Origin of the sequence: Methylobacterium persicinum, from assembly GCF_022179525.1 — a bacterium.
In the GTDB taxonomy this organism is placed as follows: domain Bacteria; phylum Pseudomonadota; class Alphaproteobacteria; order Rhizobiales; family Beijerinckiaceae; genus Methylobacterium; species Methylobacterium persicinum.
Genome location: NZ_BPQX01000061.1, coordinates 33,095 through 49,133, shown reverse-complemented (window position 1 = coordinate 49,133; position 16,039 = coordinate 33,095). Strand labels below are relative to the sequence as shown.

Sequence of the window (16,039 nt, the reverse complement as noted above, 5' to 3'; positions counted from 1 at the left end):
CGCAGACGACGGGACACCGGGTGCGGCGGTCAGCGCCCCGGACCGATGGCGGCCCTCCCTTTCCCTTTAGCGCCGACGGGTCAGCGCAGGCGCGCGAGGGAGTAGGGGATGGCAGGCGGCGCGGGTACGGGCGCGGGGAACAGTTCCACGATCAGCACGGACCAGACCGCGACGGCCACGAGCGCCGCGAGATCGCGCCACCGCCATGTCCGCCTGTTGTGCACCGGTTGATCCCGCAAGTCCAAGGGTTCACTCCCCGCCAAGCCCCCGCAAGTCATATGTGGGTAAATTTCCCACAAAAGCGGCCAAGGCGCAATGCCGGTGTCCGCGGTTCGGGCCTGCGGGAGAGCGAGCGGGTTCGGAAACGACGAAAGCCCGATCCCCAAAGGGACCGGGCCTTCGCGGGAGCGGAGGGCCGCGGCGCGCTCGGCGCCGCGACCGTGTTCCGATCTCAGTACTTGCGGACGAGCGGGGCCGGGATCGGCGACGCGGCGGCCGGGCTGTAGAGCGGAACGATGAACCGGATCCAGCCGTCGGTCGAGTAGTCGGAGCGGGTCCGGCCGGTGAAGGCATTGGTCAGGGTCGCGCCGGTCACGACGTCGCGGGCGACGTAGGCCTGAACCTTGAACACCTTGAAGTCGTAGCCGACGAGACCGCCGAGGGCGAAGCGGCCGCGGTTGTTCACTGCCGCGCTGAACTGGCTGATGTCGAAGTTGTAGGTGCCGTAGCCGACGGCGCCGATCTCGAAGTTGCCGAAGGTCTTGGTCGCCGTCAGGTCGAGGTTGAGGGCGTCGGACAGGCGGATCGGGCCGATGGCGGCGCCGACCGGACCACCGAAGCGGCCGGGGGAGTCGTAGATGTTGGCGGTCAGGTTGGCGGTGATGTTCCAGCCGTCACCCGTGTAGCTGCCGGCGACGCCGAAGCGGTAGGTGTTGGAGGACAGCTGCGGCAGGATCGGGGTGCCGATCGGACGGCCGGCGGCGTTGAACTGGCCGGCGTAGAGCGAGCCGCGGTCGCCGTCGAGGTCGTTCAGGTAGACACCGCCAAGCAAGCTGGCGCCGAAGTTGCCGCCGAGGTCGAAGGCCCAGATGCCGCCGACGAAGGTGCCGACGTTGATCGAGATGTCCTTGTTGGCGACGCCGGCCGGGTTACGGGTGAAGGCGAACACGGTCGGGGGCGCGAGCAGCAGCTCGATGCGGCCGCCGAAGGGCACAAGCGGGGTCGACCACACGAGGACCGGGATGTTGACGGCGGTGTCCGCGTCGTTCCGGCCGTCGGTGCGGCGGTAGGTGAAGGTGTTGATCGCGTACACACCCTCGGGGAGCGGAGCGCCAACCGCGAGGCCGACCTGCTCACCCGGAACGGTGGTGGTTTGCGCTTGTGCAATCGTAGACGTCATACCGACCGTGAGCGCGACCGCGCCGGCCGCGAGCCAGTTCTTCATCATTATATCGGTCCTTCCCAAGGTCTTCGGCTTCCGTCCCGCTTTCGGCATTACCGTGCCGGTCATATCCGCCCTAGGCGATCGCCGTTCGTTCAATGCCGAGCGCCCCCACGGAGCCGCACCGTCTCAACGTCTGGGACTATTCTACAAACCCCCTTTGAAAGACAGGGGAATGCTTGTCTGTTTGGCACGTGCGGCCCAAGCGTTGCGCAAAAGTCGCATATTTGCCGCGATGCAACACCTCGGTGAAGCGAGCCTTCCGGAAAAATATCGTTGAACGGTCAAGCTGTTGTCCCGGAAGGAAACGGGACGAACCGGTAATCGGCCCTGGCGCCGGCTGCGCCGCGCCGGGGCCGCCGACATGCCTCTCAGGGGTCGGATCGGTCAGTTTCGCGCGCCCGGAACCGCACCGTCGGCGGTCGAATCAGGGCGGGGCGTCCCACACTGTTCGGGCAACGCGGCAAAATTTGCCAATCGACGGGCGCTGACGGCGTAAGGCCTGAGTCAGCCTGCGGACCAGCCGCCGCGCGATCCCTCGCGACGGGATGCGGCCGGGTCAGGACGCGTCGCGGATGAGCCCTACGCGCCGGCTTTCCGGCGGGCCGGCGACTTGATGGAGCGGCGCTCCAGCACTTCCCGAAGGAACCGGCCGGTATGGCTGGCCTTGGAGGCGGCGATCTGCTCCGGCGTCCCTTCAGCGACCACGCGACCGCCGCCGTCGCCGCCTTCCGGCCCCATATCGATCACCCAGTCGGCCGTCTTGATGACTTCTAGGTTGTGCTCGATGACGACGACAGTATTTCCCTGATCGACCAGCTCATGGAGGACTTCCATCAGCTTGGCGACATCGTGGAAGTGCAGACCGGTGGTCGGCTCGTCGAGGATGTACAGGGTCCGGCCCGTAGCGCGCTTCGAGAGCTCCTTGGAGAGTTTCACCCGCTGGGCCTCGCCGCCGGACAGGGTGGTCGCCTGCTGGCCGACGCGGACGTAGTCCAGGCCGACCCGCTTGAGCGTCTCCATCTTGTCGCGGATCGAGGGCACCGCCTTAAACAGCTCGGCCGCCTCCTCGACGGTCATGTCGAGCACGTCGGCGATGGACTTCCCGCGGTACTTCACCTCCAGGGTCTCACGGTCGTAGCGCTTGCCCTTGCAGACGTCGCAGGTGACGTAGACGTCCGGCAGGAAGTGCATCTCGATCTTGATGACGCCGTCGCCGGAACAGGCCTCGCAGCGGCCGCCGCGCACGTTGAAGGAGAAGCGCCCCGGCTGGTAGCCGCGGGCCTTCGCCTCCGGCAGGCCCGCGAACCAATCGCGGATCGGGGTGAAGGCGCCGGTATAGGTGGCCGGGTTCGACCGCGGCGTGCGGCCGATGGGCGACTGATCGATGTCGATGACCTTGTCGAGGTGTTCCAGCCCCTCGATCCGCCCGAACGGCGCCGGGTGCTCCACCGCCCCGTTCAGCTTCTTCGCCACGGCCTTGTAGAGCGTGTCGATGACGAGGGTCGACTTCCCGCCGCCGGACACCCCGGTCACACAGGTGAAGGTCCCGAGCGGGATCGCGATGTCCACGTCCTTCAGGTTGTTCCCGCGGGCGCCGAACACAGCGACGTTGCCCTTGCGCCCCTTGCGGCGAGCGGAGGGCATCCGCACCGCGAGTTCGCCCGTCAGGTACTTGGCGGTCAGGGAGGCGGGGTGGGCCAGAACCTCCGCGGGCGTCCCCTGGGCGATGATCTCGCCCCCATGGATGCCCGCGCCCGGCCCGACATCGACCACGTAATCCGCCTGGAGAATTGCGTCCTCGTCGTGCTCCACGACGATCACCGAGTTGCCGAGGTCGCGCAGTCGCTTGAGGGTGCCGAGCAGGCGCTCGTTGTCGCGCTGGTGCAGGCCGATGGACGGCTCGTCGAGGACATAGAGCACGCCGGTGAGGCCCGAGCCGATCTGGCTCGCGAGGCGGATGCGCTGACTCTCGCCGCCCGAAAGCGAGCCGGAGCCGCGGGCGAGGGTGAGGTATTCGAGACCGACATCCATCAGGAAGCTCAGCCGGTCGGTGATCTCCTTAAGGATCCGCACGGCGATCTCGTTCTGCTTCGGGGTGAGCTTCCCCGGCAGGTCCGCGAACCAGCGATGCCCCTTGCTCACCGACAGGTCGGCGACCTCGGCGATGTCCTGCATCGCCACCTTCACGGCCAGAGCCTCCGGCTTCAGCCGCTTGCCGAGGCAGGCGGCACAGGGCGTCTCGCTCATGAAGCGGCCGATCTCCTCGCGCACGGCGTCGGAGTCGCTCTCCTTGTAACGGCGCTCGAGGTTCGGGATCACGCCCTCGAAGGGCTTGTTGACCGAATACCGGCGCAGGCCGTCATCGTAATGGAAGCGGATCGATTCGCGGCCGGATCCGTACAGTACCACCGCACGGTCGGCCTCTTTCAGCTTGGCCCAGGGAGTGGTGGTCTCGAACCCGAAATGGGCGGAGAGGGCATCGAGCGTCTGCCCGTAATAGGGCGAGGTCGACTTCGCCCAGGGCGCCACCGCCCCGCGCTTCAGGCTGAGCGCCGGGTCGGAGATGACCAGTTCGGCGTCGATCCGCATCTCATGACCGATGCCGCCGCATGTGGGGCAGGCGCCGAACGGGTTGTTGAACGAGAACAGCCGCGGCTCGATCTCCGCGATGGTGAAGCCCGAGACCGGACAGGCGAAGCGCGACGAGAAGGTGATCGTCCGCGCCTCCTCGCCTTCGGCCACGTCGGCGAAGACGATCTCGGCGATGCCGTCGGCGAGATCGAGGGCTGTCTCGAACGACTCGGCGAGGCGGGAGCCCATGTCGTCCCGCACCACGATCCGATCCACCACCACGTCGATGTCGTGCTTGAGCTTCTTATCGAGCTTGGGCGCATCGTCGATGGCGTAGAACTCGCCGTCGATCCGCAGGCGCTGGAAGCCCTTCTTCTGAAACTCGGCGATCTCCTTGCGGTACTCGCCCTTGCGGCCGCGCACCACCGGGGCAAGCAGGTAGAGCCGGCTCTTCTCCGGCAGGGTCAGAACCCGATCGACCATCTGCTGGACGGTCTGGCTCTCGATCGGCAGCCCGGTGGCGGGCGAATAAGGGATGCCCACCCGTGCCCAGAGCAGGCGCATGTAATCGTAGATCTCGGTGACGGTGCCCACCGTCGAGCGGGGATTCTTGGACGTCGTCTTCTGCTCGATGGAGATGGCCGGGGAGAGCCCGTCGATCTGATCGACATCGGGCTTCGACATCATCTCCAGGAACTGGCGGGCATAGGCCGAGAGCGACTCGACGTAGCGGCGCTGCCCCTCGGCATAGATCGTATCGAAGGCGAGCGACGACTTGCCCGAGCCGGACAGGCCGGTGAACACAACCAGCTGGTCCCGGGGGATCGTCAGGTCCACGTTCTTGAGGTTGTGCTCCCGGGCGCCCCGGACGGAGATCACCCGCTGGTCACGACCGGGCGGCCCGGCTCCGTCGAACAGCCGCTCGAGCTTGGCATCCACGGCCGCCTCGGCCTTGGCCCGGGCGCGCGGGGGCGTCTTGGCGGCCGGCGGCTTGCTCGCCGGCATCTTCGCCGCCGGCTCCTCGGGAGCGGCCTTCGCCCGTGCGGAACGGGGGGAGGCTGGCGTTTCAGCGGCCTGCTTCTGGGCTCCGGCTCGGGCTCTTGCCATGAGGGCGGCGGTCTTTCGAGGCGTCGACGCGGATAGGGATGCGTCCGGCGGACCGGCCGCGACATCGGCTCATGTCGATCCCCGCAGGCCGATGACAAGGTGCGACGGTCCGGTTGCGGACCCGCCCCCGCGGGAGCTTGCTAGAACGAAATGAGTACGGCGGCAACCGCCCGCGCCCTGTTCCTGCAGGGCAGACGGGCGTGTCGGCGCCTTGCGACCGTGAATCGCCGCCGTCACATAGGTCGCGTTCCCGAATCGCAGTCATCGGTGCCGATGCCGACCCTCGCCGCGACAGATGCCACCGCCAGGGCCCCGCAGTCACGCCGGGCCGAGGCGTGGTCCACCCGCGCCCTGTTCCTGATCGTCGGGATCGGCACGGCCTCCTGGGCGGCCCTGGTCCCGTATGTGAAGGTTCGGGCCGGCCTCGGCGAGGGGCAGCTCGGCCTCCTGCTCCTGTGCCTCGGGGTGGGGTCGCTCTTCGCCATGCCCCTGGCGGGCGCAGCCGCGGCGCGGATCGGGCTCCGGCCCGTCCTGATCGGGGGAACTGCTGCAATCGGGCTCGCCCTCCCGGTCCTCGCCACCGCAGACAGAGCGGCGCTGCTGGCGCCCGCGCTGCTGCTGTTCGGCGGGGGAATGGGGATGGTGGATTGCGCCATGAACCTCCAGGCCGTGGCCGTCGAGCGGGCCGCCGGGCGGCCGATGATGTCGGGCTTCCACGGCCTCTACAGCCTCGGCAGCCTCGTGGGGGCGCTCGCCGCCGGGGGGCTTCTCTCCGTCGGGTTTGGAACGCTCGGCATGGCGAGCGTGGCCCTCGCGGCCGTCGCCGCCCTGTTCGCCGCCGCGTGGCCGGGCATCCTGGCCCGGGCGGCGACGTCCGGCGGCCCGGCCTTCGCTATCCCGCGGGGGGCGGTTCTGCTCATCGGCCTGCTCTGCTGCATCGTGTTCCTGACGGAGGGCTCGGTCCTCGATTGGAGCGCCGTCTTCCTCGTGCAAGACCGGCACCTCGAGCCCGCCCTGGCCGCGTTGGGCTACGCCGCCTTCTCCGTGACGATGACCGTCGGCCGGCTGGCCGGTGACCACATCGTGGCCCGCCTCGGCCGGCAGAGGATCCTCCTCCTCGGCGGCCTCTGCGCCGCGGCCGGCCTCGCCCTGACCGTGGCGGTGACCACCTGGCAGGCGACGGTCGGCGGCTATGCCTTGGTCGGTGCCGGCTGCGCCAACATCGTGCCGGTGCTCTTCACCGCCGCCGGCCGGCAGACGGCGATGCCGGCCAGCGTCGCCGTGCCAGCCGTGACGACTTTCGGCTATGCCGGCGTGCTCGCCGGGCCGGCGGCCATCGGCTTCATCGCTGCGGCGACCAGCCTGCCGGCGGCGTTCCTCACGCTCGCCGTGCTCCTCATCGGGGTGGCGGCCGGAGGGCGCTTCCTCCGGTTCTAGGGCCCTCACGACCCAGCGTTGCGGGCCATGAAGGTCGCCGGGCCGCCATCCTCCGGGTTGACGAACACGATGTCGGTCGGCGCCCGCCGGGGCGTATCGATGGACAGAAACACCACCGGCTCGCCGGTATCGATCTCGGGCATCGCGTGGACCGTGCCCTTCTCGAAGAACAGGAGTTGGCCCGCCATGAAGGGCGCCACCGTGGCGGGGTCGCGCATCCAGAACGTCCCCCGGCCGGACAGGCAGTAGAGGTACTCGTCGCAGGTCTCGTGATAATGCGCCGGCGTCGGCCGGTAGACCCTGAAGACCCGGGCGCTCGCCGCCGGCCGGTCGGTGAGATAGGTGTCCGCGAGCAGGGTCGCCGCGCTGTCCGGCAGGGCCGCCGCGATGGCCCCCACGTCGAAGATCCCGGTCCCGTCCGTCGCCTCGGCCATCGCAAAATCTCCTGTTCCGGCCCGTCCGCCGATCCCGTTCAGGTCGCCCGCCCGGCGGAGGTTCCACGAGCCGGACGGTTCGGCCGATCCTCTGCCCGCATGAATGCGAACCGGTCATACTCCCGGACGCGAGCCTTCGGCATCGCTAGACGGATCAGACTATTCGTTGCGCCTCTTCGCTCGTCGCCGGGACGATTGCCGAACAACTTGGCCATCCGCCCAAGTAGACATCATTGATGCTGGCAAATCGCGCATCGAGAATGATGGGCTAGGCGGCGTAAGTAACGAGAATTTTAACGCAGCAGATTATTTTTTATTTGCTCATTTTGACTTGCGACTCTGCCATGGCTCTTCTTTCGACACTGCATTCGCGCATCCTCGCCGTGGCGCTGGCGCCCTGCCTCGCGTTCACCGGCGCGGCAGGATTATCGATTGCGGATCAGTGGTCGCGCCGGGCCGAGATGGTGCGGGCCGAGGATCTCGTCGGGTTGGCGTCGCGGATCAGCACCTTCATTCACGAGGCGCAGCGCGAGCGGGGTGCCTCCAGCCTGTTCATAGCGGCCAAGGGAACGCAGTTCGGCCCTGAACTGACGGAGCAGCGGGGGCGCACCGATGCGGCGATGGTAGGCCTCCGCGAGGCTGTGGCGGCCGGCGGGTTCACCGCCATGGGCGAGGCGGCGGAGGCCGGCGCCAAGGGTTTGATCCAGAAGCTCGACGGGCTTGCCGCGCACCGGGTCGCCGTGGATTCGCTGGCGATCCCGGCCCCGCAGGCGACCCTCCTCTACACGGGGATGATCGGCGACGGCCTCGGCCTCGTGCGGGCGATGGGGCGCGCCATGAACGACGCCGCGATCGCCGCGCGCACCCAGGCTTATGCGGCCTTCCTGCTCATGAAGGAAGCCGCCGGCCAGGAGCGGGCGGCAGCTTCGGCCGTCTTCGCCTCCGGAACCTACGATCTGGCGGCATCCCGCCGCCTCGCGACGCTGGCCGCCAATCAGTCCACCTATGCGAGCCTGTTCCGGTCGGGCGCAGGACCCGACCAGATCGCCCTCCTTGAGGCAGCGGAGGCAGACGCCCCGGCCCGGGAGGTTTCCCGGCTGCGGGAGAGCCTGCTCGGCACCATCCCCGGCAACGCCCCCGCCTTCCGGGACGGGCCCGGTTGGTTCAAGCTCGCCACGCAGCGCATCGACGGGCTGAAAGGAGTCGAGGACAGCCTCACTGGCACCCTCGTAGCGCAGGCGCGCCTGCTGCGGGCGGGCGCCGAGCGGATGCTGTGGCTCTGGATCGGCGGAGCGTTCGCCCTGCTCGTGGCGTCGGTGGGAATCGCCGCCGCCCTCGGCACCGCCATCAGCCGCCCCCTGAACCGGGTGGCCCGGGCCCTCACCGCCATCGGCCGGGAGGAAGGCGAAGCCGATGCCGTCGCCCTCCCGGTGGGCGGCCCCCGGGAGTTGCAGGCCATCACCGGAGCCGCCGTCGCCTTCCGGGAAAGCGTCGCGGAACGGCGGGCGGCACGGGACGCACAGGAGCAAATGACCCTCGAACACGGGGCCGCCCAGCGGGATGCCGCCCGAAAGCTGGCGGACGATTTCGAGGGGCAGGTGGGCGGCATCGTCGAGGCCGTGTCCGCTGCGGCGAGCCAGCTGGAGTCCTCGGCGTTGGGTATGGCGAAGGCGGCCCGGGACACGACCGGTCTCAGCCGGGCCGTCGCCAGCGCCTCGGCCTCGGCCTCGGCCGCCGCCTCTGCCGATGCCGTCGCCGCGGCGACCGAGGAATTGTCGGCTTCGGTCCGGGAAATCGCCTCGCAGGTCGGCGACTCCGCGGGCCTGGCTGCGTCGGCCGAGCGGGACGCCAATGGGGCCGCAGGGGAGGTCCGCCGCCTCGCGGAGGCCGCCACCAGCATCGGCGAGATCGTCGGGATGATCTCGAACGTTGCCAGCCAGACCAATCTCCTGGCCCTCAACGCGACCATCGAGGCGGCCCGTGCCGGGGAGGCGGGACGCGGCTTCGCGGTAGTCGCCGCCGAAGTGAAGGAGCTCGCCTCCCAGACCACCCGCGCCACCGACGACATCGCGGCCAAGGTCGCGGAGATCTCCGGGGCGACGCATGCCTCGGTGGCCTCGATCGGGGGCATCGCCACCGTGGTCCGCGACCTCGCGCGGATCGGCTCGGACATCGCGGCGATGGTGGAGGAGCAGGGCGCGGCGACCGCCGAGATCGCCCGCACCACCTCGCAGACGTCCCAGGATACCCGGGCGGTCTCGGGCCATGTGACGGGGGTGGACGCCGCCGCCGCCACCGCGAGCCAAGGGTCCGAGCAGGTGCTGGCAGCCGCCAGCGACCTGTCGCGTCAGGCGACCGCCCTGCGCGGCGCGGTCGCCGTCTTCCTGACGAAGGTCAGGGCCGCGTGAAGCCGATCCGTCGCGGGCGCTCCACCGATGGATGTGAGTCGAAACGTGTCTTCGCCACAGAGTCGTCTCATTTGCAGCGTGGTCTGACCGGCCGGGGCCGCGCGACTTTGCGGCCGTCGGACAGAGGTGACATCGCGCCCGGGCGAGGCGCAAGCGAGACGTGGGGGGCGTCGAGCATGACCGAGCACGGAAACGGCCAGCCCGGCTGCGATCGGGTCTAACGGCTGTCGCCCGCTTGACGCTGTTTCGACGTCCGCTTTCCCTGTCGAAGGAAGCTGCCCGCGGTCTGGTGATCGCCTGGGCGGCGAGCGCTGCCGGCATGGCCTTGCCTGAGCCCGCCCGCGCCTTCGACCTGTTCGGCCTGTTCGGGTCGGATCCGGAGCCGCCGGCTCCTAGCCCGACGGCGCTGCCCTATGCCGCCAAGATCACCGGCACCGACGATTCCGACATCCTGACGGCCGTGCAGGATGCCTCGGCTCTGTATCGCCTGCGCCAGGAGGCGCCGCCGGACGGGGAGGGGCTCATCCGCCGGGCCGAACTCGACCGCGCCAAGCTGGCGGACGTGCTGTCCGGCTACGGCTACTACCAGGGGCGGGTGGAGATCCGCATCGACGGCGTCGACCTGTCACCGGGCCGGACGGAGGCGGCGGTGCGCGCCGCCGAGGCGTGGCGCAACCGCGGCCTTGTGCCCGTAAAGGTCGCCGTCGATCTCGGCCCGCTCTACACCCTGCGCCGGATCTCGGTGCGGGACCCGTCCGGGCGGCCCTTCCCGGAGGCGGTGCTGCCCCCGCGTCTCACCCGCGTCGATGACGACGTGCCGGCACGCTCGGCCACGGTGCTCGCCCGGGAGGCCGCGATCGTGGATCGCTTCCGCGGGCAGGGGCACCCCTTCGCCAAGGTGGTGAACCGCGACCCCGTGGTCGATGACGCCGCCCACGCGATGGACGTGACCTTCACCCTCGATCCGGGGCCCAAGGCCGGCATCGGGGCGGTGAGCGTCAGCGGAGCGCCGGGCATGGACCCGGCCACGATCCGCTCCTTCATCTACGCTGAGCCGGGCGATCCTTATTCGCCCCAGGCGGTGGCGGCGATCCGCCGGTCGGTGGCGCGCGTGGAGGGGATCGGTGCGGTCCGCGTCCGCGAGGGGACGACCCTCGATGCCGACGGCAACCTGCCGCTCTTCGTGGAGGTGAGCGAGCGTGAAAAGAACCTGATCGGCGTCTCGGCGCGCTACTCCACCGTCGATGGGCCGGGGGTGCGCGCCTATTACGCCAACCGCAACCTGTTCGGCGGTGGCGAGACCTTCCGCATCGACGCGGACCTCTATTACCTCGGCCTCGGCTCCGATCCCTACGCCACCCAGCGCAAGCTGGCCGGGATCGGCACCAACGGACTCGGGGGGCGCCTCTCGGCGACCTACGTGCAGCCGGCCCTCTGGGGCACGCGCAACGACTTCCTGGCGAACGCCTTCGTCGCGCGGGAGGTGCAGCAGAGCTACCTCGTGGATGGCGGTGGCGTCTCGGGGGCGATCCGGCACCGGTTCTCGGATACGTTCTCGGCGCAGATCGGCCTCGACGCCCAGGCGGGCCGCTCGCAGGACGCCCTCGGCACCGTGAACTACCGGCTGATCGGCGTGCCGGCCTCCGTGACCTACGATTCCACCGACAGCCTCCTCGACCCGACCCAGGGCTTCCGCGCCATCGCGTCGCTGGCCGCCTATCCCGGCGGGATCTCGGATCCGGGGATCCTCGTCGCCAAGGCGCAGGGCTCCGGCTACTACTCGGTCGACGACGAGTCGCGGATCATCCTTGCCGGGCGGATCGGCTTCGGCTCAGTCTCGGGAGAGAAGCTCGGCGAGATCCCGGACAATTTCCGCTTCTTCGCGGGCGGCGGCGGTTCGGTGCGGGGCTACCCCTACCGCACCCTCGGCCCCATCGGCCCCTACAACCTGCCGATCGGTGGGCGAAGCCTGCTCGAAACGTCCCTCGAGGCGCGGATCAAGGTGACGGATACGATCGGCGTGGTGCCGTTCTTCGATGCGGGTACCGCCTTCGCGTCGTCCCTGCCCGACTTCAACGAGACGATCCGCAAGTCGGTCGGCATCGGCCTGCGCTACTACACGGGCATCGGCCCGATCCGCGCCGACCTCGCCTTTCCCCTCGACGCCTACAAGGGCGGCCATGTCCGCCCGGCCGTCCTGTATCTCAGCCTCGGACAGGCGTTCTGATGGTGCTGATCCGGAAGTCTGCGCAACTCACGCCGTCATTGCGAGCGGAGCGAAGCAATGAAGGGGGGAGCGGGGGGCATCGGGCCATCACCGCCCTCGTCGCCGCCCTTCTCTGCCTCCTCACCTTCGCCCCGCTCAGCCCCCGGGCGGAGGATGCCGACAAGTCGGTCCTTGGCGGACTGTTGTCGAAGGCGCTCTCCACCCCAGCCTCGCGGGTCTCCATCGGCGCGGTGGACGGCGCCCTGTCCTCCGACGCCGTGATCCGCGACGTGGCGGTGAGCGACCGGGCCGGTGTCTGGCTCAAGCTCGACCGGGCGCGGATCGTTTGGCGGCGGTTGGCGCTGCTGTCCGGGCGGCTGGAGGTCGACACGCTGGAGATCGGCCGGCTGGAAGTGTTACGGCGGCCGCTGCCCGGGCCCACCCCGGCAGAAGCCAAGCCCGACGGGAAGTTGCTGCCGGATCTTCCCGTAAAGGTCGAGGTCAAGGGCTTTACCCTCGCCGAACTGGTGTTGGGGGAGGGCGTCGCCGGCCAGCCGGCGCGGCTCTCGGCGAAGGGGCGGGCCAAGCTCGGCGCGGCGAGCGAGGGCCTGGACCTCCGGGCCGAGGCCAAGCGTCTCGATGCGGCGGGGTTTTTCGCCCTGACCCTGGCCTACGTGCCGAACGGCGACCAGCTCGACCTGAAGGCCAACCTCATGGAAGAGGCGGGGGGCCTCCTCTCCAAGGCGGCGTCGATCCCCGGCACGCCGCCCATCTCCTTCGACCTCGACGGCACCGGCACCCTCGACGCCTGGAATGCCAGGCTCGACTTCACCGCCGGCCCGGACATCGGCGCCAAGGGCGGCGCCCGGATCTCCCGCATCGGCGCAGAACGGCGCCTCTCCCTCGACCTCGCCGCCCGCATCGAGGGGCTGGTGCCCGGCCCGGCCGCCTCGGTCTTCGCCGGCACCACGAAGCTCGAAGGCGGTTTCGGCTTCGCCGACAGCGGCGCCTTCCGCATCGACCGGCTGGAACTCGCTTCCCGCACGGCCCGCCTCTCGGCGTCGGGCGGCATCACGGCAGACAGGGTCGCCGACCTGACTCTCCAGGCCCGGGCGCTCCCGACCGAGGGGGACGTCACCAAAGCCGGCGAGGCAGAGATTGCCAAGCTCGTCTTCGACGGCAGCCTGAAGGGTCCCCTCGCCAGCCCCACCGTCCGGGGCAAGCTCGACGCCGCTGGGTTGCGCAGCCGCGACTCCGCCCTGGACCGGGTGGCCGCCGTCCTTAGCGTGGAGCCGGAGGGCGACCCGAAGGCCGGGCGCTTCGCCATCGCCGCCGACGGCGACGCCGAGGGCCTTCGCCTCGCCGACCCGGCGCTGCGCCGGGCCATCGGCTCGACGGCCAAGCTGACCCTCCGCGCCACGTCGGGCCCGGATGGGGTGATCGACGTGGCCCGCCTGTCGGCCACCTCCGACACCGCCCGGGCCTCCTATGTGGGGCGGATCGGCCAGAACACCCTAAGCGGCACCCTCGACGCCGCCCTGCCGGAGCTGGCTGCCTTCTCCGGCCTCGCCGGGCGGGACCTCGCCGGCAGCCTCGACGCCAAGGCGCGCCTGTCCGGGGATCCGGCGCGCAAGGCCCTCGGCGCCGACCTCACGGTGACGGCCAGCGGCCTGACGACCGGGAACGGCCCGGCCGACCGCCTCCTCGGCCGGACGCCCTCGCTCACGGGCCGGGTGTCCCGCACCTATGACGGCTACGGCTTCGACCACCTTCACCTCGACGGCGCCGGGCTCGTGGCCGCCCTGCAGGGCGAGGCGACGGCGAGCGCCGCCAACGTGGGCGCCCATGTGGACGTCAAGAGCCTCGCCGACCTCGATCCCCGCTTCACCGGCCAGGCCGCCCTCGACGCCCGCCTGACCGGCTCTTTGGAGAAGCCGGACCTCGCCTTGGCCCTGACCGCCCCCTCGGCCACCGCCGACGGGAAGCCGATCCGCAACCTCGCCGTGGAGGCGACGCTCGCCGACGCGACCGGGGCCGCGGACGGCACGCTGAAGCTCTCCGGCGACGTTGGCGGCAAGCCCCTGTCCGGCGGGGCGCACCTCTCCCGCGCCGCCCTGCCGTCCGGGGCCGACTGGGTGCTCGACCGCCTCGCCCTGACCCTCGGGTCGGTGGCCGTGGAGGGCAATGCCGCCGTGGCGGAGCAGACGCAGCTCGCCGCCGGAAGCCTGACGGTGCGCGCAGGCAACCTCGGCGACCTTTCGCCCCTGAGTCCAGAAACCCTGGCGGGTCGCCTCGATGCCGCCGTCACCCTCTCCCGCGACGGCGGCCGCCAGGACGTGGCGATCCGGGCGGCAGGCAGCGGCCTACGCTACGGTGCCACCGCCCTCGGCCGGCTCGATGCGGACCTGCGGGGCGCCGACATCCGCGCTCGGCCCGTGCTCGACGGGCATCTCGACGCGGATGGGATCGTGGCCGCCGGCCAGGGCATCGACAGCCTGCGCCTCGCGGCCACCGGCACTCCCGCCGCCAGCGACGTCACGCTCACCGCCCGCGCCCGGGGCTTCGCCCTGGACGGCGCCGCCCGCCTGATCCCCGCGGAGGCGACACGGATCGAGATCTCCCGCCTTTCCACCGCCCGGGGGGCCGATCGCTTCGCGCTCACCGGTCCTGCGGCGATCACTCTGGCCCAGGGGGGCGCGGTGATCGACGGGCTCTCCATCACCGCCGGCTCCGGCAGGGTCCAGGTCTCAGGCCGGGCCGGGCAGGACCTCGACCTGCGGGTCGCCATCCGTGCCCTGCCCCTGTCCCTCGCGCGGATCGCCGCCCCGGACCTCGCCCTGTCGGGTACCCTCGACGGCGAGGCCGACCTGCACGGCAGCGCGAGCCGGCCCGACGGGCACTATGCGATGAAAGTGAGCCGCCTCGTCGCCCCGCAGACCCGCAGCGCAGGTCTACCGCCCATCGAGGCGGAGGCCAGGGGCACCCTGTCCGGGGGGCAGGCGAGCCTCGACGGCCGCGTCAGCGCCGGACGGGGCGTCGCCCTCGTCCTGTCGGGGGCGATCCCCGTCGCACCGGGCGGTTCCCTCGGCCTGCGGGCCAAGGGAACCCTGGATGCGGCCCTGGCCAACTCGATGCTGAGCGCCACGGGACAGAGCGTCGGCGGCCGGGTGGCGATCGACGGCGGCGTGACCGGCACCCTGGCCGCGCCCCGGGCCGAAGGCAGCGCCACGCTGAGCGGCGGCAGCTTCACCGACTCCCTCAACGGCATCCGCCTGACCGGCATCGAGGGCCGGGTGACCGGCCGTGGCGACACCCTCGTCGTCGAACGCCTCGCCGCCTCGACCCGCAACGGCGGGCGTCTCGCCGGCTCGGGCCGCGTCACCCTCGATCCGGCGGCGGGATTCCCGGGGAATTTCCGCATCACCGCGGAGCGGGCCGAACTGGTGTCCAGTTCGCTGATGACGGCGGTGGCCGGTTTCGATCTGTCCCTCTCCGGGCCCCTCGCCCGCACCCCGCGGATCGCCGGGCGGGTGAACGTGGCCTCCATCGACGTGGCCGTGCCCGACCGCCTGCCCGCGACCGCCCGGCCCCTCCCCGGCGTCCGCCACGTCAACACGCCGCCGGAGCTTCGCGCCCGCCTCGCTCACCGCGCCGACGACAAGGCCGGCAAGGGAAAGGGCCGGAAGGCCGCCCCGCCCTTCGACGCGACCCTCGACGTCGCCGTCGATGCGCCGAACCACATCTTCGTGCGCGGGCGCGGCATCGATGCGGAACTGGGTGGGTCCCTGCGGATCACCGGCTCCTCCCGGGACCCCAGGGCCAACGGCGACTTCTCCATGCGCCGGGGGCGGTTCGACCTCGTGGGGCAACGCCTCGATTTCGACCGCGGCCGCCTGACCTTCGCCGGGAACATCGCCACGCCGGAACTCGATTTCTCCGCGCAGACCAAGGCCGGCGACGTCACGGCCCGGGTCGCCGTCTCCGGCCCGGCCGACGCGCCGCAATTCGCTTTGACCTCGGACCCGTCCCTGCCGCAGGACGAGATCCTCTCGCGCCTGCTCTTCAAGAAGGCGGCGGGGGGGCTCTCGGCCTTCCAGGCGCTGCAACTCGCCCAAGCGGTGGCCCAGCTCTCCGGCGGATCGGCCGGCCCGGACGTGTTCGAGCAGGCCCGCAAGGGCCTCGGCCTCGACAGCCTCGACGTGTCGACGGGGGCGAGCGGCGGTCCGGCGCTCGGCGCCTCTCGCTACATCTCCGACCGTGTGAGCATCGGCGTGAAGGCCGGCGCCAAGCCCGCCGACACCGCCGTCGGCGTGGATTTCGATGTGACCCGCCGGATCAAGCTCAAGGGCGAGGCCGGCAGCGATGGGCGCACCAGCCTCGGCGTGGGTGCGGAGTACGAATGGTGAGCCTTCCCCCGTCGATCTCGGGATCG

The 16,039-nt window shown here is 70.8% G+C and carries 8 protein-coding genes; 4 read left to right on the top strand and 4 right to left on the bottom strand.

Features of this window, described 5'->3' with window-relative positions:
- Positions 1-80 precede the first annotated feature (80 nt).
- The 3 genes from MFF22_RS22205 to uvrA all read right to left on the bottom strand — a co-directional run bounded on the left by MFF22_RS22205 (position 81) and on the right by uvrA (position 5,122).
- On the bottom strand, positions 81-224 hold the full coding sequence (locus tag MFF22_RS22205; RefSeq protein WP_238252788.1) for a hypothetical protein: 144 nt from the start codon (positions 222-224) through the stop codon (positions 81-83).
- A gap of 227 nt (positions 225-451) precedes the next feature.
- Positions 452-1,447, bottom strand: coding sequence for a transporter family protein (locus MFF22_RS22200; protein ID WP_238252786.1), 996 nt, complete (start codon positions 1,445-1,447; stop codon positions 452-454).
- A gap of 576 nt (positions 1,448-2,023) precedes the next feature.
- A complete protein-coding gene (gene uvrA / locus MFF22_RS22195; RefSeq protein ID WP_370877616.1) occupies positions 2,024-5,122 on the bottom strand; it encodes an excinuclease ABC subunit UvrA in 3,099 nt (1,032 codons plus the stop codon).
- A gap of 273 nt (positions 5,123-5,395) precedes the next feature.
- Between uvrA and MFF22_RS22190 the strand changes: the two genes are divergently transcribed.
- Complete coding sequence (locus MFF22_RS22190; protein WP_238252783.1) at positions 5,396-6,559, top strand: MFS transporter; 1,164 nt, start codon at positions 5,396-5,398, stop codon at positions 6,557-6,559.
- A gap of 5 nt (positions 6,560-6,564) precedes the next feature.
- Here the strand turns inward: MFF22_RS22190 and MFF22_RS22185 are convergent, their stop codons facing one another.
- Positions 6,565-6,993 (bottom strand): cupin domain-containing protein, encoded by a 429-nt coding sequence (locus MFF22_RS22185; protein ID WP_238252782.1) that lies wholly within the window; start codon positions 6,991-6,993, stop codon positions 6,565-6,567.
- A gap of 344 nt (positions 6,994-7,337) precedes the next feature.
- On the opposite strand from MFF22_RS22185, the gene MFF22_RS22180 reads away from it, so the two are divergent.
- The 3 genes from MFF22_RS22180 (at position 7,338) to MFF22_RS22170 (ending at position 16,013) form a co-directional block, all read left to right on the top strand.
- Complete coding sequence (locus MFF22_RS22180) at positions 7,338-9,401, top strand: methyl-accepting chemotaxis protein (protein ID WP_238252781.1); 2,064 nt, start codon at positions 7,338-7,340, stop codon at positions 9,399-9,401.
- A gap of 319 nt (positions 9,402-9,720) precedes the next feature.
- Positions 9,721-11,628, top strand: coding sequence for an autotransporter assembly complex protein TamA (locus tag MFF22_RS22175; RefSeq protein WP_238252809.1), 1,908 nt, complete (start codon positions 9,721-9,723; stop codon positions 11,626-11,628).
- Positions 11,628-16,013: a translocation/assembly module TamB domain-containing protein gene (locus MFF22_RS22170; protein WP_238252780.1), complete on the top strand. Its 4,386-nt coding sequence runs from the start codon at positions 11,628-11,630 to the stop codon at positions 16,011-16,013. Before MFF22_RS22175 ends, MFF22_RS22170 begins: the two co-directional genes overlap by 1 nt.
- The last annotated feature ends 26 nt before the right edge of the window (positions 16,014-16,039 follow it).

Bases quoted from the DNA above. Each gene is read 5' to 3' on its own strand.
- MFF22_RS22200 (WP_238252786.1), bottom strand. From the start codon at position 1,447: ATGATGAAGAACTGGCTCGCGGCCGGCGCGGTCGCGCTCACGGTCGGT.
- uvrA (WP_370877616.1), bottom strand. From the start codon at position 5,122: ATGGCAAGAGCCCGAGCCGGAGCCCAGAAGCAGGCCGCTGAAACGCCA.
- MFF22_RS22190 (WP_238252783.1), top strand. From the start codon at position 5,396: ATGCCGACCCTCGCCGCGACAGATGCCACCGCCAGGGCCCCGCAGTCA.
- MFF22_RS22185 (WP_238252782.1), bottom strand. From the start codon at position 6,993: ATGGCCGAGGCGACGGACGGGACCGGGATCTTCGACGTGGGGGCCATC.
- MFF22_RS22180 (WP_238252781.1), top strand. From the start codon at position 7,338: ATGGCTCTTCTTTCGACACTGCATTCGCGCATCCTCGCCGTGGCGCTG.
- MFF22_RS22175 (WP_238252809.1), top strand. From the start codon at position 9,721: ATGGCCTTGCCTGAGCCCGCCCGCGCCTTCGACCTGTTCGGCCTGTTC.
- MFF22_RS22170 (WP_238252780.1), top strand. From the start codon at position 11,628: ATGGTGCTGATCCGGAAGTCTGCGCAACTCACGCCGTCATTGCGAGCG.